General features: G+C 32.3%; 16 protein-coding genes and 1 pseudogene. 11 read left to right on the forward strand and 6 right to left on the reverse strand.

Annotated features, from left to right (window positions below; all coding sequences use genetic code 11):
* Positions 1–44 precede the first annotated feature (44 nt).
* A complete protein-coding gene (locus QO190_RS00310) occupies positions 45–623 on the reverse strand; it encodes a tRNA-(ms[2]io[6]A)-hydroxylase (protein ID WP_069800481.1) in 579 nt (192 codons plus the stop codon).
* Positions 624–652: 29 nt separating this feature from the next.
* Entirely contained in the window at positions 653–1,765 is a 1,113-nt protein-coding gene (locus QO190_RS00315) for an acyltransferase (protein WP_371460693.1), read from the reverse strand.
* A gap of 127 nt (positions 1,766–1,892) precedes the next feature.
* Between QO190_RS00315 and rplU the strand changes: the two genes are divergently transcribed.
* From rplU to QO190_RS00335, 4 genes are all read left to right on the forward strand, one after another.
* Positions 1,893–2,321 carry a 50S ribosomal protein L21 gene (gene rplU, locus QO190_RS00320; RefSeq protein ID WP_371460695.1) on the forward strand — a complete coding sequence of 143 codons (429 nt, stop codon included), beginning with the start codon at positions 1,893–1,895 and terminating at the stop codon, positions 2,319–2,321.
* 29 nt (positions 2,322–2,350) lie between these two features.
* On the forward strand, positions 2,351–2,608 hold the full coding sequence (rpmA, locus tag QO190_RS00325) for a 50S ribosomal protein L27 (protein ID WP_069800488.1): 258 nt from the start codon (positions 2,351–2,353) through the stop codon (positions 2,606–2,608).
* A 134-nt stretch (positions 2,609–2,742) separates the two neighbouring features.
* Positions 2,743–3,921: a T9SS type A sorting domain-containing protein gene (locus QO190_RS00330; protein WP_371460697.1), complete on the forward strand. Its 1,179-nt coding sequence runs from the start codon at positions 2,743–2,745 to the stop codon at positions 3,919–3,921.
* Positions 3,922–3,983: 62 nt separating this feature from the next.
* The gene (locus tag QO190_RS00335; protein WP_371460699.1) at positions 3,984–6,098 is read left to right on the forward strand and encodes a prolyl oligopeptidase family protein; all 2,115 of its coding nucleotides are present in this window, start codon (positions 3,984–3,986) and stop codon (positions 6,096–6,098) included.
* 43 nt (positions 6,099–6,141) lie between these two features.
* On the opposite strand, the gene QO190_RS00340 is transcribed toward QO190_RS00335, so the two are convergent.
* Together QO190_RS00340 and QO190_RS00345 are read right to left on the reverse strand one after the other, a co-directional pair.
* Positions 6,142–8,259 carry a hypothetical protein gene (locus QO190_RS00340; protein ID WP_371460701.1) on the reverse strand — a complete coding sequence of 706 codons (2,118 nt, stop codon included), beginning with the start codon at positions 8,257–8,259 and terminating at the stop codon, positions 6,142–6,144.
* 87 nt (positions 8,260–8,346) lie between these two features.
* A complete protein-coding gene (locus QO190_RS00345; protein ID WP_371460703.1) occupies positions 8,347–9,141 on the reverse strand; it encodes a DUF2797 domain-containing protein in 795 nt (264 codons plus the stop codon).
* 177 nt (positions 9,142–9,318) lie between these two features.
* Here QO190_RS00345 and QO190_RS00350 point away from each other — a divergent pair.
* The 7 genes and pseudogenes from QO190_RS00350 to QO190_RS00380 all read left to right on the forward strand — a co-directional run.
* Positions 9,319–9,402, forward strand: a pseudogene (locus QO190_RS00350) (NAD-dependent epimerase/dehydratase family protein); the annotation flags it as partial.
* A 248-nt stretch (positions 9,403–9,650) separates the two neighbouring features.
* The gene (locus QO190_RS00355) at positions 9,651–9,872 is read left to right on the forward strand and encodes a DUF2795 domain-containing protein (RefSeq protein ID WP_002662059.1); all 222 of its coding nucleotides are present in this window, start codon (positions 9,651–9,653) and stop codon (positions 9,870–9,872) included.
* 107 nt (positions 9,873–9,979) lie between these two features.
* Positions 9,980–13,054, forward strand: coding sequence for a preprotein translocase subunit SecA (gene secA, locus QO190_RS00360; RefSeq protein WP_371460707.1), 3,075 nt, complete (start codon positions 9,980–9,982; stop codon positions 13,052–13,054).
* A 122-nt stretch (positions 13,055–13,176) separates the two neighbouring features.
* Positions 13,177–13,704, forward strand: coding sequence for a DUF3575 domain-containing protein (locus QO190_RS00365; protein ID WP_371460708.1), 528 nt, complete (start codon positions 13,177–13,179; stop codon positions 13,702–13,704).
* Positions 13,705–13,746: 42 nt separating this feature from the next.
* Positions 13,747–14,385 (forward strand): peptide-methionine (S)-S-oxide reductase MsrA, encoded by a 639-nt coding sequence (gene msrA, locus QO190_RS00370; RefSeq protein WP_371460709.1) that lies wholly within the window; start codon positions 13,747–13,749, stop codon positions 14,383–14,385.
* Between the two features lie 76 nt (positions 14,386–14,461).
* Positions 14,462–16,105 carry a tetratricopeptide repeat protein gene (locus QO190_RS00375; protein WP_371460710.1) on the forward strand — a complete coding sequence of 548 codons (1,644 nt, stop codon included), beginning with the start codon at positions 14,462–14,464 and terminating at the stop codon, positions 16,103–16,105.
* A 2-nt stretch (positions 16,106–16,107) separates the two neighbouring features.
* On the forward strand, positions 16,108–16,773 hold the full coding sequence (locus tag QO190_RS00380; protein ID WP_371460712.1) for a response regulator: 666 nt from the start codon (positions 16,108–16,110) through the stop codon (positions 16,771–16,773).
* Between the two features lie 346 nt (positions 16,774–17,119).
* On the opposite strand, the gene QO190_RS00385 is transcribed toward QO190_RS00380, so the two are convergent.
* Positions 17,120–17,578, reverse strand: a complete 459-nt coding sequence (locus QO190_RS00385; RefSeq protein ID WP_371460714.1) for a GNAT family N-acetyltransferase — start codon at positions 17,576–17,578, stop codon at positions 17,120–17,122.
* On the reverse strand, positions 17,571–18,086 hold the full coding sequence (locus tag QO190_RS00390; RefSeq protein WP_371460715.1) for a hypothetical protein: 516 nt from the start codon (positions 18,084–18,086) through the stop codon (positions 17,571–17,573). Before QO190_RS00390 ends, QO190_RS00385 begins: the two co-directional genes overlap by 8 nt.
* Position 18,087: the final 1 nt, after the last annotated feature.

The raw sequence follows: 18,087 nt of genomic DNA on the forward strand, positions 1-18,087 counted from the left end.
TTTTACCAAAAAAGCTCATCAAAAATTGATGAGCTTTTTTATTTTTAACCATGAATGGTTTCTTTATTTCCGTAAGATTTTATGATTTCGCCTTCATATTCTAACCATTCTTCCCAGCGTTTGTTTACTTTTTCTGGGTCGCCTAATTGTCTTGCGAAACCGATGAAAGTAGTGTAATGATTGGCTTCAGAAATCATGAGCTCTTTGTAGAATTCTTTGAGTTCTTCGTCTTTTATGTTTTCTGTCAAAACTTTAAAACGCTCACAACTTCTCGCTTCAATCATCGCTGCAAAAAGCATTTTGTCTATAATTAAATCTTCTCTACTTCCTTGAATAATGAATTTAAAAAGTTGATTTACATAATCGTCTTTTCTGGTTCTTCCTAAAATATAACCTCTTTTTTTGATGATTTCGTGCACTTGATTGAAATGGTCCATTTCTTCTTGTGCAATTGCCAAAAGTTCGGTCACAATTTCTGTATGTTCAGGAATCATGGTGATTAAACCAATCGCATTAGTGGCAGCTTTTTGTTCGCACCAAGCGTGATCTGTAAGGATTTCTTCTAAATTTCCTTCTGCTATATTTGCCCAACGTGGATCTGTAGGTAATTTTAATTTGAACATTTTATTTCTAAATTTTTTACAAATTTACATTAATTCTCGGCAGTTTTCTTTCTTAGAAATTCTAAAACTTTCCAGCCATAATCGTCTACTTTTTTCAAAACTTCTGCGAAAAGAATAGCTAAAATCACATTCAGAACATACACAATCACCATCAAAACCCAAATATTTACGCTTTCTTTGAGTGGCGGAATTAAAAAATACACCACCGAAGAGCTCATTCCTTGCGCAAAATAATAGAAAATGGCGTTTTTACCAATGTAGTTAATAAAATTATCCTTGGTGATTTTCAATCGATTATACAATACAAAAATCGTTACTAAAGAAAGTAAACTCCACACGATGTAAGGAATTTTTGGCGGAAATTTTTGCTTATTAAATTTATAGAAAACTTCGTTCCCGAAATACCAGAAAACCAAAACCAAACTCAAAGCTACCAATCCATACAACACTGGAATAAAAACATTTTTAATTTTTTTTCCTTTCAATTGAGTAGCGATTAAGAAAATAGCAAGATAAAAAGCTACGTAACCAACTTGTCCGCTCGGATAATATGGTGCAAAGTTTTTCATCACATCGTTATCAATATTGAAATAAATCGTGAGCGCTAAACAAACTCCTATTAACCATTTGATGTGTTTTGGGAAAAATTTCAAGGCTAAAACTCCAAAAACAGTTACGATGTAATAGACTTTAAGATACCAGAAACTTCCCATCACTACAGGAAAACTATCACAATTGCTATAGCTGTGAAGCCACCAATTGCCGAGCATATCCCAATTAAAAGCTGAATCTAAATTTGGAACACCATATTTAGTCCCGAAAACCGTATAATAGGATTGCATCCCTTCTGCTCCAAAAATATTGAAGATTCCGAGTTTCATAAATCCATCCAAGAAAAATAAGAACGTCACGAAAATCATATAGGTGACTTGAAGTTTCAGCAATCTGTATAAAGTTTTCTCTACATTATTCCCAGAAGTTAAGCCACTTAAAGCAAAAAATACAGGAACATCTATGAGTAAACTCAACGTTCTCACTTCCGAAGGAAGATAAAGTTGACCACTCCAAAAAGCAGTATGAATAAAAATAATGGAAAGAGTAGCCAAACCTTTGGCAAAATCAATGTAGAGGTCTCGTTTCATATAGTTTATTAAGTAATTTCAAATTTACAATTTATCAGTGTAAATAAAAAATTTTAGCATTATTGTGGATAACTCAAAAATATTTCTTACTTTTGCACCCTGAATTAACTAAAAAAAATTATAAACAATGTTAGCAATCGTAGAGATAGCAGGGCTTCAATACAAAGTTGAGCAAAACCAAAAGTTGTTTGTAAACCGTCTAAAAGGAGAAAAAGGAGACAACGTTTCTTTTGACAAAGTTCTTCTTACTATTGACGGAGCAATCACTGTAGGTGCCCCAGCTGTAGAGGGTGTTTCTGTTCAAGCAGAAATCCTAGACCATGTACAAGCAGATAAAGTAATCGTTTTCAAAAAGAAAAGAAGAAAAGGTTACAAAGTGAAAAATGGTCACAGACAACAATTAACTCAAATTCAAATTGTATCAATTGGTGGTGCAGATGCTCCAAAAGCTAAAAAAGCTACCAAAAAAGAAACAACTGAAGAAGTAGTAGCAGAAGAAAAACCAGCTAAGAAACCAGCTGCTAAAAAAACTGCAAAAAAAGACACTGAAGATTAATTTAAAAAACCAAAAAACCTTAAAATAAAATGGCACACAAGAAAGGAGTTGGTAGTTCCAAAAACGGTAGAGAATCTCACTCTAAAAGATTAGGTGTGAAGATTTTCGGTGGACAAAGCGCTATTGCTGGTAATATTATTGTAAGACAAAGAGGTACACAACACCACCCAGGTGAAAACGTGGGAATGGGTAAAGACCACACTTTGCATGCATTAGTAGACGGTAAAGTAGTTTTTACTAAGAAAGCAAACAACAGATCTTTTGTATCTGTAGAACCAAACGCATAATTTAAGCGTTATAAAATCTTAAAAACCTCAGCTTTTCGCTGAGGTTTTTTTATGTTATTATTCATCAAAAAAAATTCTTTGTCATTGCATTGAAAATCTGTAACTTCGCTTCCCTTTTTATAGCAAGTTTATTTATGAAAAAAATATTATCCGTTTTTACCTTAATTGTATTTTTATCAACCAATGCCCAAATCAAAATTTTATTTGATGCCACAAAAGCCGAAATGGCAGGAAACGCAGATTGGGTAATTGATGCAGATTCTAAATCTGGTGGAGAATCTAATCCACAAAGAATTCCTACTCCCGCACAAAGCGGAATTACCGCTTCTACATCAGAAACTTATTGGACTGGCGGAATAAGTGCATGGGCAATTGATTTAGTAAAACAAGGATACTACGTAGAAACACTCCCAAGAACAGGAGGTGTAATTTCTTATGGAAATCCAAATAACAACCAAGATTTATCTAATTACAAAGTATTTATCGTTACCGAACCAAATAGCCAATTTACGATGGCAGAAAAAGACGCTATTATTAATTTCGTGAAAAACGGAGGCGGACTTTATATGATTGCCGACCATGACAATAGTGATAGAAATGGTGACGGTTGGGATTCTCCAGCTATTTGGAATGATTTAGTCTCTACCAATTCTGTAGTTGCCAATCCTTTCGGAATTACGTTTGATGTAGTGACTTTTTCACAAACTACTACTAATTTTGCCAATATTCCGTCTAATACTATTTTAAATGGAAGCGCTGGAACTCCTAGAGCTATGCAGTTTTCTGCGGGTGCAAGTATGACGCTTAATAAAACCGCTAATCCTTCCGTTCAAGGTTTGGTTTTTAAAACAGGAGCTTCAACCACAGGAACCACCAATGTAATGTTTGCTACAGCAACTTACGGAGCTGGAAAAGTTTGCGCATTAGGAGACAGTTCCGTTCCTGATGATGGAACTGGAGACACTGGAGATAATTTATATGATGGCTATTTTGCAGATGCATCGGGAAATCATAGACCTCTTTTAATTAATTCTGTAATTTGGTTGGCTACATCTTCAGGATTAGCCACAGATGACATTATGAAACCAGAACTTTCGGTAAATATTTACCCTAATCCAAGTAGTGATTTTGTGTATGTACAGAGCAAAACTTCAGAAAAATATCACTTAACCTTAATGGACTCTTCTGGAAAAGTTTTACAAAGTATTCCTAATACAGATAAAATCAGCATAACCTCTTATCCTAAAGGAATTTACTACTTAGTCATCAAAAATGATAAAGGTTTTAAGAACTTTAAAGTCGAAAAAAAATAATTCCACACCAACCGAAGAAATTCTTCGGTTTTTTTATTTATTTTTGAGGAAATTCTCAACAAATGAAAATCAATACATTCACTATGGCATTAGCAGGATTATTCCTTGCCTCGTGCTCATCACAAGTTATGAAAAATTCATTGAACTATCCTGAAACCAAAAAAGTAGAACATACGGACGAATATTTTGGGACTAAAGTGGCAGATCCTTTTCGTTGGTTAGAAGACGATCGTGCTGAAGATACTAAAGATTGGGTTCAGCGTGAAGTGGCTTTTACACAAAATTATCTTAATCAAATTCCGTTTCGTGAAGAAATTCGTGCACAGTTAAAAAACATTTGGAACTACGAGAAAATTTCTGCTCCATTTAAAGAAGGAGATTATACATATTTCTATAAAAATGACGGTTTACAAGCACAATCTGTACTCTACAGAACAGATAAAAATGGCAACACCGAAGTTTTCCTTGACCCGAATAAATTTTCAGAAAAAGGAACTACTTCTATGTCTGGCTTGTCTTTTAACAAAAAAGGAACACTTGCAGCTTACAATATTTCTGAAGGAGGAAGCGATTGGCAAAAAATTGTCATCATCAATGCGATTACCAAAGAAAAAATAGACGAAACCATTACCGATGTTAAATTTTCTGGCGCTTCTTGGTTGGGAGACGAAGGTTTTTTCTACTCTAGTTACGGAAAAGTACAAGGCTCTGAACTTTCTGTGAAAACAGACATGCACAAAGTTTATTTCCATAAATTAGGAACCAAGCAATCCGAAGACAAACATATCATCGGCGATGAAAATTTTAAACGCAGATATATGAACATTGGCGTTTCAGATGACGAAAGATTCTTGATTCTAAATGCTTCAATTGCAACCAACGGAAATGAATTGTACGTCAAAGACCTTAAAAATAACACCGACTGGATTGCGATTCAAAAAGGATATGATTACAATACCGATGTTTTAGACACCAAAGGAGATTTTATCTACATCATGACCGATAAAAATGCTCCAAACATGAAATTGCAGAAATTTGACATTAAAAATCCTTCTGTTTGGACAGACGTTATCCCAGAAACCGAAAACGTATTAAGTGCTTCAACTGGTGGCGGTTATATCTTCGCTAAATACATGAAAGACGCTGTCTCTTACATGAAACAGTTCGATTATAATGGTAAATTGGTTAGAGAAATCACTCTTCCTGGAGTCGGTACCGCTTCTAATATTGGTGGCAAAGAAACTGCAAAAGAATTGTATTATTCTTTCAGCAATTATATCACGCCGGGAACTACTTATAAATTCAATGTAGAAAATGGAACTTCTGAAATTTACCAAAAACCAAACGTAAAATTCAATCCAGAAGATTATGTTTCTAAGCAAGTATTTTTCACTTCAAAAGATGGAACAAAAGTGCCCATGATGATTTCTTACAAAAAAGGAATTAAACTAAACGGTAAAAATCCAACTATTTTATACGGTTACGGCGGTTTCAATATTTCTGTAACTCCAAATTTCTCCGTAGTCAATGCAATCTGGATGGAAAACGGCGGAATTTATGCCGTTCCAAATCTTAGAGGAGGAGGTGAATACGGCAAAAAATGGCACGTAGCTGGAACACAAATGCAAAAGAAAAATGTTTTTGAAGATTTTATAGCTGCAGGTGAATATTTACAGAAAAACGGTTACACTTCACCAGAATTTATGGCACTTTCTGGTCGTTCAAACGGTGGTTTATTAGTTGGCGCAACCATGACGATGAGACCTGATTTAGCGAAAGTAGCTTTCCCTGGAGTTGGCGTTCTTGATATGTTAAGATACAATAAATTTACAGCAGGAGCTGGTTGGTCTTTCGATTACGGAACTGCGGAAGATTCAAAAGAAATGTTCGAGTATTTGAAATCTTACTCACCAGTTCACAATGTTAGAAAAGGCGTTTGTTATCCTTCTACGATGATTATCACGAGTGATCATGATGACAGAGTAGTTCCGGCGCATTCTTTTAAATTCGGTGCAGAATTACAGGAAAAACAAAGTTGTAACAACCCTGCTTTAATCAGAATTGAAGTAAATGCAGGACATGGAGCTGGTAGAAGTACAGACCAAGTTATTGGTGAAAACACAGATTTGATGAGTTTTGCACTCTATGAAATGGGAATTAAAGAATTGAAAAAATAATTTCTAATCTACCATAAAATCAAACCGCAGAAATTTCTGCGGTTTATTTTTTGAATAAATTTTTAAAAAATCCTTTTTCTTTTTTAGGCTTTTCTTTTTGATTTACAGAATCTTGCAAACCTAACTTTTGCTTTACCTGTTTTACCGTTTTCTCAGTTTTTTCTACATTTTTACCCACCAAAGTTTTCTTCAAACCTTCTTCTACTCCTTTCCAAAGCAAATTAAAAAATGATTTCGTAGGATTTCTAGTGGTGTGAACTTCTACATTTTCTGTTTCGGATTTAGAATTGGTTCGGACGATTAAATTTGTAACCGCACTCAATACTTTCTTCTCTTTTCTCGTTTTTTCATCTAAAACTTTCACTTTCACATTTTCATGTTTCATCGTGTAATTTCCAGAAATTTCATGACGATTTCCTTTGAAATTAAATCGCACTTCGTGAATATTCCCTTCTACTTTTTTATGAGAATAGGGCGTAACAAAAGCGTTAATACTTTCGGCTGGTAAATCATTAATTTGCCCTGAAATCGAAAAGTCATCCTGAAGATTTGCTGTATCAAAACTCCAGTTTACTTTCATAGGCGCTACATTCATAAATTGTGTGTGAATTTTAATCGGAATAACCGTATTTTTGAAACCTTTATTTGAATTAAGATTTTGTGCATTTAAATTAAATTGGCTGAAAGTCAGTTTCCCAGGTTTATTTCCATTCGGCAAATCTTCTTCATAAATTAAATTTGAATTTCTAATGTTCAAATTTTTCACCAAAAGAGGAAATTTGATGGAACGGAGCAATTCACTGTAAAGTTTTTTTCTAGTTAGATCATCTTTAGGACTTTTACTTCTATAAATTTGCGCTTGTAAATTGTTAATCAATACATTACCAATATTAATTTTCGGTTGACTATCTTTTAATTTCCAATGAAAATCAGTAATTCTCGTTTGTGCAATTTTTACATTATACCAATCTTTTTCTGTAGAAATTTTAGAAGTAAACTGGGTTTTAGTAAACTTGGGCTGTAAATGCAATCCTCTTAAATCCATAGAATTTTTCTGAAAATCAGCATTATTAATGAACAACTGATAGAATTTTCCAGCATCTAAAAAAATATTTCTTCCCGAAATTTGGTAATTTTTATACTGAAAAGGCAATTCATTTTTGGAATTTTTTTCATCTAAAACCAATTGTTCAAAATGAGCATTTACGTTGACTACGGAAAACTTGTTTTGTCCGTTTTTGATAATTTTTGCTTTTCCATTATCAAAGAAAACATTTTGTAATTCAACAATATAAGTAAAAGGTTTATTTTTATTTTTATTCTGATTTTCAGAAGAATACAACGTTAAATTAGGTTCAGAAAACCGAACTTCAGACAAACTAATTTTATTCTTCTTCAATACCATATCTTTGAAATTCATTTTTTGAGAAGAAATATCAAAAAGTGATTTTCTAGGAAATTTTCTTGAAAATTCAGAAAAACTCATCAAAGGTTTCATTGAAAAATCTGTCACTGACATTTGCCCATTTTCTGTATTAATTTCGGCAGCTGAAATGTGATACACTTCATCTGGATAAAAATGAAATGCTTTACTTTTTATAGAATATTGATCAAAAACAATTGGCAATTTACGCGTAACATTTTTCTCTGTATGTTTCAGATTGTCAATACTTAGACTTAAATTTTCAATTGACAAAAATTTACTTTTATCAAATCTTAAGATTTCCACATTTCCGTCTTTAATGATCAAATTTTTAGAAATCAAGGGTTGCTTATTGTTCTTATGTGCATCTTGATTTTCTGGCAGAATAATCTGAAGATTTGGACGAAAAAGCTTTAAGTATTTAGCATTGATTTTCTTATTTAGAATGGCATCATAAATCCCAAGATTTGAAATAAAAAGAGAATCTACAGTTCCGTTAAGCTGTAAGAGTTTTCGATTATCTATATGTTTTGGAGTAATTTTAACTTTACTAGCAGAAATATTTCCGCTTACAAATTCTATGTTTAAATCCTGATAATGAATATAATACGGAGATTTTTTTTCAATATACTGCGGCAAATGATGCTGCAACCAATAATGGAAATACAGATTCACCGAAACCAAAAGCACAGCAAATCCAAAAATAACGGAAAATAGAATTCGTAAAGCTCTCTTCATAGAGCAAAAGTATTTGGTTATTAGCTTTTTGGGTTACAAGATTACAGCATTTTCTTGTTTTATTTTAAGTTTTATAATTCAGTTATATTATTGAATATCAAGTTCAATCACATAACCTTCGTGGCTTCTTACATTGATAAAATCTCCTTCATTAAAATACAAATACTGCCCTTTAATTCCTTTTAAAACCCCTTCAAACTCTGGTTTAGAATCTAGTGTGAAAGAATTAATTTTAGCAGGTGCTTCATATGGAAAGTCTAAACGCACCATTTCTTGACCATCAATCGCAAAATTTTTAAAATCTTTAGGAAAAAGTTCCGCAATCTGATTTCGAAAATCCAATAAATCTACATCACTTTCGCGGTCGTCTTGAAGCATTTTTCTCCAATTGGTTTTATCTGCAATATGTTTTTTGAGTTCCACTTCTATCATTCCCGCTTCATAGCGGTTTTCAGTTTTTGCAATTGGCAAGGCAAAAGTAGCTCCTTGATCAATCCAACGTGTAGGAATCTGACTTTCGCGCGTTACCCCAACTTTTACATCACCTGTATAAGCCAAATAAACAATATGGGGTTGCAATTGTATCTCTTTTTCTACTTCTAAATCACGCTCTTCAATGCCGAGATGCGCTGTAGAAAGTTCTGGTTTTAGAATCGTATCACTTGCATAAGGACTTTCGAAAAAACATTTTTTACAAAATCCCATTCTATAGATTTTTTCATCTTTACCACATTCTACACACTGATAACCAACATGTTTTATGTTGAAATTTTTACCAAATAGCTGATTCATAGAGATTAAATCTCCTGAAAGATTGAGGTAATACTGAATTGGATTTCCGAGAACGGAAGACATTTTGAGAATTTGTCCTTTAAGTTGCATTGAGAAAATTTTGAGTAAAAATAAGGAAAAAGATATTAAATGTTTCGCTGATTTTACTGATTGAGCATATTTATAAAGAATCAGCCTAATTTGCTCAATCTGCACGAAAATTTATTTTATATTTGACCATAATCATTTCCAAATTCTTAAATTTGCTACTCTTTGTAAAACGCACAAATGAATTATTTAGTAACAGGCGGTTCTGGATTTATTGGTTCACATTTAGTAGAACATTTGTTGAAAGATGGACATTTTGTCATTTTTGAATAAAAGCTTTATATTTCCTTAAATTTTTAAGTCAAAGCGATAACTAATTTCACTATTCACCCAAAACAAAATACCAAAATGGCATAAAAATTTTTGTGGAATGGTTTTTGAGAAAGAGATAAAACAATTATATTAGAACATTATTAAAAATTAAGTTTAGATTTTATAAATCTGTTGAAAATCAGATAGAAAAATTTTGAAATCTCACCTAATTTTATACTTTTGCAAAAAATTTAAATATTATGTATTGGACATTAGAATTAGCTTCATATTTAAGCGACGCACCTTGGCCGATGACTAAAGCAGAGCTTATCGATTACGCTATTAGAACAGGTGCACCAATGGAAGTAGTAGAAAATCTTCAAGCCATTGAAGACGAAGGAGAAATCTATGAAAGCATAGAAGAAGTCTGGAGTGATTATCCTACAGACGAAGACTTCCTCTGGAACGAAGACGAATACTAAAAAATGCAGTCGGCTGTCGGCAATCGGCAATCGGCTTTTTTTTGAATTTTTATAAATTTAACATTAATATGGCTGAAGCATTTTGCTACTAGCCAAAAGCAATTATTATGAGTTTTTTAAATAAAGTTCTTCAAGGATTCTTAGGCGACAAAAATGCTAAAGACCTCAAAGAAATAAAAAAAGTTGTAGACAAAATTAAGAAAGTAGAGCCAGCAATTGCCGAGCTTTCGGATGATGAATTGAGAGCAAAAACTCAAGAATTCAAAGATAAAATTGATGCAGCTACAGAACACATTACCAATCAGGTAGTAGAAGTTCATGAGCAAATTGCAAAATCTTCTGACGTAGACGAAAAAGAAAAACTTTTTGGGCAAATTGAAACGCTGAAAAAGGATTCTTATCAAATTGAAGAAAAAGTATTGAACGATATTCTTCCTGAAGCTTTTGCGGTTATCAAAGAAACTGCAAGAAGATTGGCTCAAAATGGTGGACTTACCGTTACAGCAACTGAACATGATCAAGAATTAGCTGCTGCTAAAGATTTTGTACAAATTCAAGGAGACAAAGCTTTCTGGAAAAATAAATGGGATGCTGCTGGTAAAGAAGTAGTTTGGGACATGGTTCACTATGACACCCAATTTATCGGTGGGGTTGCACTTCACAGTGGTAGAATCGCCGAAATGGCAACTGGAGAAGGTAAAACTTTAGTAGGAACGCTACCTATTTACTTAAATGCACTTCCTGGTCGTGGTGTTCACGTAGTTACTGTGAATGATTACTTGGCAAAAAGAGACTCGGCTTGGATGGGACCAATTTATCAGTTCCACGGTTTAAGCATCGATTGTATCGATTTGCATCAACCGAATACTGATGCGAGAAGAAAAGCTTATCAAGCAGATATCACTTATGGAACCAATAATGAGTTCGGTTTTGACTATTTAAGAGACAACATGGTTTCTTCGCCTGAAGAATTAGTTCAAGGTGAATTAAACTTTGCAATTGTAGACGAAGTAGACTCAGTATTAATTGATGATGCGAGAACTCCACTCATTATTTCTGGACCGATTCCTCAAGGAGACAGACAAGAATTCGATGTGTTAAAACCATCTGTAGACAGAATTGTAGCTGTTCAGAAACAAATCGTTTCTAATTTATTAACCGAAGCGAAGAAATTAATTGCAGCAGGTAATAAAACAGACGGAGGTTTTAAACTTTTACAGGCTTACAGAGGTTTACCTAAAAACAAACACCTCATCAAATTCCTTTCAGAAGAAGGAATAAGAGTCCTTTTACAAAAAACAGAAGGAGAATACATGCAAGACAATAGCAAGAGAATGCGTATTGTAGACAAAGACCTTTATTTTGTAATCGACGAGAAAAATAATCAAATAGACCTTACAGACAAAGGTGTAGAATATATGTCTCAAGGGAACCAAGATGCCAATTTCTTTGTTTTAGAAGACATCGGAACCTTGATTGCTGAACTAGAGGCAAAAAATCTTACTAAAGAAGAAGAATTTGCTCAAAAAGAAGAGCTTTTCAGAAATTATGCTGTAAAATCTGAAAGAATTCACACTTTAAGCCAGTTGTTAAAAGCATATACATTATTTGAAAAAGATGATGAATATGTAGTAATCGATGGAGAAGTAAAAATCGTAGACGAGCAAACTGGACGTATCATGGAAGGAAGACGTTATTCAGACGGACTTCACCAAGCGATAGAAGCTAAAGAAAATGTAAAAATCGAAGCTGCTACTCAAACTTTCGCTACCATTACGTTACAGAACTACTTCAGAATGTATAACAAATTAGCCGGGATGACAGGTACTGCAGAAACTGAAGCAGGCGAATTCTGGCAAATTTATAAATTAGACGTAGTTGTAATTCCTACCAACAGACCTATCATCAGAGACGATAGACAAGATTTAGTTTATAAAACTAACAGAGAAAAATTCAATGCTGTAATTGACGAAATCGAAAGACTTACCGCAGCAGGAAGACCAGTACTAGTTGGTACAACTTCTGTAGAAATTTCTCAGTTCTTGTCAAAAGCGCTTCAATTAAGAAAAATTCCGCATAATATATTGAATGCGAAATTGCACAAAAAAGAAGCAGACATCGTAGCTGAAGCTGGTAGAGCTGGTGTAGTAACTATTGCTACCAACATGGCTGGTCGTGGTACCGATATTAAACTTCAAGGAGACGTAAAAGCAAACGGAGGTTTAGCAATTATAGGTACAGAAAGACACGATTCTAGACGTGTAGACAGACAGTTAAGAGGTAGAGCTGGTAGACAAGGAGACCCTGGAAGTTCGCAATTCTATGTTTCTCTGGAAGATAACTTAATGAGACTTTTCGGTTCTGAAAGAATCGCAAAAATGATGGATAAAATGGGACACAAAGAAGGCGAAGTAATTCAGCACTCTATGATTACCAAATCTATCGAAAGAGCTCAGAAAAAAGTAGAAGAAAACAACTTCGGTATCAGAAAAAGATTGCTAGAATATGATGATGTAATGAACAAACAACGTGATGTAATCTACAAACGTAGAAAAAATGCATTGTTTGGCGACCATTTAAAATATGACATCATTAATACCATTTATGATGTAGCAGCATCTATCGTAAGCAATACAAAAGGAGGCAACCAATTCAAAGAATTTGAATACGAAATCATCAAATTCTTCACGATGGAAGCTCCACTTACTGAAGCTGAATTCAAAGCAAAAACTGAAAGAGAAATCACAGATATCGTTTTCAAAAAAGCAGAAGAAGATTACAAAAACAGATTGGTTTTATTGAAAGAAAACTCATTCCCAATCATAGAAAATGTGTTTAAACAGCAAGGTCACATGTTCAAAAACGTACAAGTACCTTTCTCTGACGGAGCCAAAACGCTTACCATCGTTACTGATCTTAAGCAAGCTTATGAAACACAATGCGAATCTATGATTAATGATTTCGAGAAGAACATCTGTTTAACCATTATAGACGAAAACTGGAAACATCACCTTAAAGAAATGGATGATTTACGTAAATCTTCACAAGGTGCAGTTTATGAGCAAAAAGATCCATTGGTAATTTACAAACAAGAGTCTTTCCATTTGTTCAGCGAAATGATGGATAAAGTAAACAAAGAAATTATTTCTTTCTTATTCAAAGGAGAAATTCCTACTTCTTAAGACTTAAAATCCTTATATTTATAAAAAACCGAAGAAATTCTTCGGTTTTTTTTTGAAATTGATTACAATCAAGATTTTCTGAGAAAAATTTTAATACTTTAGCACTAATTAAAAATGATACAATGAAAAAACTGATTACAATTTTTACTCTAGCTGTTAGCACGTTTACATTTTCTCAAAATTCTACACCTTTAAAATCAAATGACATTGTGATAAATCCTGTTGCATTAGTTTTAGGAGCTGTAAATGTAGAATACGAAAGAATTATTTCAGAAAATTCAGGAATTGGAGTTACCACTTCTTTTCTTCTTGATGACTATATAATAGAAGATAATAATGGGTTCAGTATAACACCTTATTATAATTATTATTTTGGTAAAAAAAGAGCCAATGGTTTTTATATTGGCGGATATTGCAGCATTAACAGCGGAGATGTAGAAAAATCTTATTATGTTTCTTCTCAATATGGAGGATACACGATGTATACTACAGAAAAAGAAACCAATTTTGGTGTCGGATTTAAATTCGGAGGAAAATGGGTGGTAAAAAACGACATTGTCTTAGAAATCGGAACAGGATTAGGGCGAAATTTTGGAGGCGAAAACAAAGTGAACACCACAGGAATGTTAGGAATTGGCAAAAGATTTTAACTATTATTAAAATAAAAATTAAAACAACAACGTTATTTCTAAATGAAAAAGTTTTTTATATTTTTGATGAGTATTTTACTGATTTCTTGTAACGGACAAGAAAATAAAGTTTCAAAGAAAAAAAATCTTAAAATGGAAAACAAAAAACTAGAATATGCTACGTTTGGTGGCGGGTGTTTTTGGTGTGTAGAAGCATGTTTTGACATGCTGAAAGGTGTAGAATCTGTAACTTCTGGCTATTCTGGTGGTCATAAAGAAAACCCTACTTACGAAGAAGTTTGCACAGGTGAAACGGGTCATGCAGAAGTGGTACAAATCGCTTTTGATCCTTCTGTCATTTCTTTTTCGCAATTGTTAGAATCTTTTTGGTTCCTGCACGATCCTACACAATTAAACAGACAGGGTGAAGACATCGGCACACAATACCGTTCCGTAATTTTCTATCATTCTGAAAAACAAAAAGAAGAAGCACAAATCTCTATGGAAAATTCAGAAAAATCTGGAAAATGGAACGGAAAATATGTTACTCAAATCGTTCCTTTTGAAAAATTCTGGGGCGCAGAGAAATATCACCAAAATTATTTTGAAATCAATCCTAATCAACCTTATTGCAGCGCTGTAGTAGGTCCAAAAGTAGCCAAATTCAAAAAACATTTCGGCGAACTTGGGTTATTGAAATAAAAAATTGAAAAATTTAACTTTTGAGCAGACTAAAAAGTCTGCTCTTTTTTTGTAATTTAGAGTAAAAATTTTCCCGTTGAAAAAACTAATTCCACTTTTATTTTTAACCATTATATTTTCCTGCATTAAAAACACTGTAGAATCTGATTCTGCAAAAAATAAAACGTATTTAAAAGCCACAGACTTGAGAGATGCTGGCGAAAAAGACTCTGCTTATATTTATTATGCATTAGCAAAGGATGATTTTTTGAAAAAAAATGATTCCATCTTTGTAGCTAAATGTCTTGTCAATATGGCCATTATTCAAACAGAAAAAGGTGATAATTTTGGAGGAATTGAAACTTCATTAGAAGCGGAAAAATATCTCAAAAAGAATGACGAGATTACAAGAGAGATTAAGTCATCTAATTATAATAATCTTGCACTGGCACATGTTGAATTAAAGGATTACAAAAAATCAGAAAAATATTATTTCTTAGCTCTTAATCAATCTAATAATTCTTTATCTAAGCTCATATTTTATAATAATATTGCAAATAATTTTTTAGATCAAAAAAATTACCAAAGTGCAAAAACATATTATAAAAAAGCATTGAAAACCCAAGATAGCTTAAGTTACGCAAGAGCTTTAAACAATTGGGGAAGATGCTTGTACCTAGAAAACAAAAACACCAAAGTTTTGCCTTATTTTCAAAAAGCTTTACTCATTAGAACGATTTTAAAAGATTATTGGGGACTTAATTCCAGCTATGGAACTTTAGCAGACTATTATAAAGAAATAAATCCTCTAAAATCTATTTTTTATGCTAAAAAAATGTACGAAGTTGCATTAAAAATAGAAAATCCTGATGATAGATTAGAAGCACTAGAAAAATTAATCGCTTTAGAAAAATCAGAAAACTCAAAAAAATATTTTTTCGAATATCAAAAACTGAATGACAGTTTGCAAACAGCTAGAGCAAAAGCCAGAAATCAATTTGCACTGATTCGCTATGAAACCGAAAAAGCCAAAACAGAAAATATAGAAAAAGAAAATCACATTTTTAGACAAAAAGTGGCGATTGCATTTCTCGTCACAGGTTTATTGGTTGGTTTATTTTGGTATTTAAGAAGAAAAAAAAGACTGGAACAAGAAAAAGAAATTGAGGTAAAAAACACTCAAATTAAATATTCTAAAAAAATACATGATGTAGTAGCCAATGGTTTATACCAAACTATGGTAGAAGTAGAAAATCAAGAAGAGCTAGACAAAGAAAAACTCCTTGATAAACTAGAAAAAATGTACGAAGAATCAAGAGACATTGCTCATGAAGACATTAATAAACAAATAAAAAAAGAATTTTCGGTTAAGCTTTTTGAAATGATTTCTTCTTATTCTTCACTTCAGCAAAAAGTTTTAGTCATAGGAAACGAGCAGAATATTTGGCAAAACGTTTCTCAGAATATACAATCAGAAATTTTCTATGCACTTAGAGAACTCATGATTAACATGAAAAAACACAGTCAAGCGACATTAGTTTCGGTAAAATTTGAAAAATTTGAAAATATTTTAAAAATAAAATACACCGATAATGGCCTTGGAATGGGCAATGCAGAAAATAAAAAACTTTCTGGAATCAAAAATACGGAAAACCGTATTGAGAACATTGGCGGAGATATTAATTTTGAAAAAAATCTACAAAAAGGATTACAAGTAAATATGTCTATTCCAATTCATTAAAAATGATGTTTAATAAAGTACTAATAGCCGAAGACCACGAAATCAGAAATCTAGGAGTCATCAAAACTCTAGAAGAATTGCAAATTACGGATTACGAGTTTGTAAGTTATTGTGATGATGCCGTTTCTAAACTAAAAACTGCCATTTCAGAAGAAAATCCTTATGATTTACTCATTACGGATTTATCTTTTGACACCGATTTCCGGGAACAAAAATTGAGTTCTGGACAAGAACTCATCGCAGAAGTGAGACAATTGCAACCCAATATTAAAATCATCGCTTTTTCTATCGAGAAAAAACCTTCTATTATTGATGAACTTTTCAAGAAACATCACATCAATGGTTTTGTAAGCAAAGGCAGAAATGATGGTAAAGAACTGAAAAGTGCCATCAAAAAAGTTTTTGAAAACAAAATTGTGATTCCTCAGGAAATCATTAATTCCATCAGAAATAACTCATTTGAATTTACCAATTATGATGTGTATTTGGTTGAACTTTTGGCTAAAGGTTGGCGTCAACAAGAAATAGAAGACCATTTTAAAAACACCAATATAAAACCAGACAGCAGAAGTTCTATAGAAAAGAGATTAAGTGAACTCCGCGAAAGTTTAAGCGCCAAAAATAACACGGAAATGGTGGTACTTTGTAAGGATTTGGGGATTATTTAAATAATCCTTTTTTTACGAAATTATTTTACAAAACTCCTCATTAGTAAATTTAGGAAATATAAAAACAAAAAATAAAACCCAATTACGGAAAACCGTAATGAAACAAATTTTTATCAGTCTACATTTGCAGAAGTAATCTTCTACATACTCTTTTTAATAAATGCAAAATTTTATTTTTAAACTAATAACTTTTTATATAACAACACATTTGCATTGAGAGTAGAGTAAGTTTTAAACGGGGAAATGGTGGGAGAAATCTCACCATTTATTTTTATCAGTACTTTTAAAATTATGGATTTTTAAAATCAAAGAAGAAAACACAAGCGAAAACATGAATGGCAAGAAATTATTTTCTCGCCATTTCTGTATGTGGAATATCATCTTCTAGATATTTTTTCCCAGTGTCTTGAAACCCAAAATCACTGTAAAATTTAATGAGATAATCTTGTGCAGAAATTCTACATTCAGTGGTGTTAAATCTGGTTTTTATAGCTTCTAAAGCAAATTTGATAAGAGTTTTTCCTAATTTTAAATTTCTAAAATCAGGATGGGTAAGAACTCTTCCGATGGAAGTTTCTGGATATTTTACGCCTTCTGGGAAAATTCTGCAATACGCTACTACTTTCCCTTCTTTTTCTGCAAAAAGATGAAGCGCTTTCTGGTCATAACCATCTGCGTCCAAGTAATAACAAGTTTGCTCTACTACAAAAACCTCTTGTCTCACTTTCAAAATCTCATACAATTCATGAATGGATAGCTCTTCGAATGATTTTATTTTCCATGTTATATTAAAAATATCACTCATATCTCTTGACAACAGTTTTGAAAAAAATGGTTCCTTTATGTTTTTTATTAGCACCAATATATTGTGGTTCGATTTCAACTTTTAATTTTCCAAATATCGAATCTCCAATTTTTAAATAAGGCTTACTAATTGTTAATTCTTCCAGATCAACTTTATAATATTCTTTATTGTTTGGAAAATAGTATTTTATTTTAGAAAATTTATGATTCAAGGTGAACAGTGTAAATCCATTAAAGGGTTTATCTTCTTTTCCTATAATAAAATGATATGAGTGGTCATTTTTCTTTAAAACTTTACAAAAATCAAAAAAAATAACATCATAATTTACTTTTTCCTCATTTTCAAAAATTATTTCCGTGCTTCTTTGGTTTAAAAATTTATGATTTGCTAAACTTGAATCATATTTAATTTTTTCCGAATTAATGATGAAGTAATATGATATAGAAACAATTAATAGAAAAATAAACAAAAAACTATAAACAAAAATTTTATAAAACTTTGTTGACATA

The organism is Cloacibacterium sp. Arc13 (assembly GCF_041431305.1).
In the GTDB taxonomy this organism is placed as follows: Bacteria; Bacteroidota; Bacteroidia; order Flavobacteriales; family Weeksellaceae; genus Cloacibacterium; species Cloacibacterium caeni_B.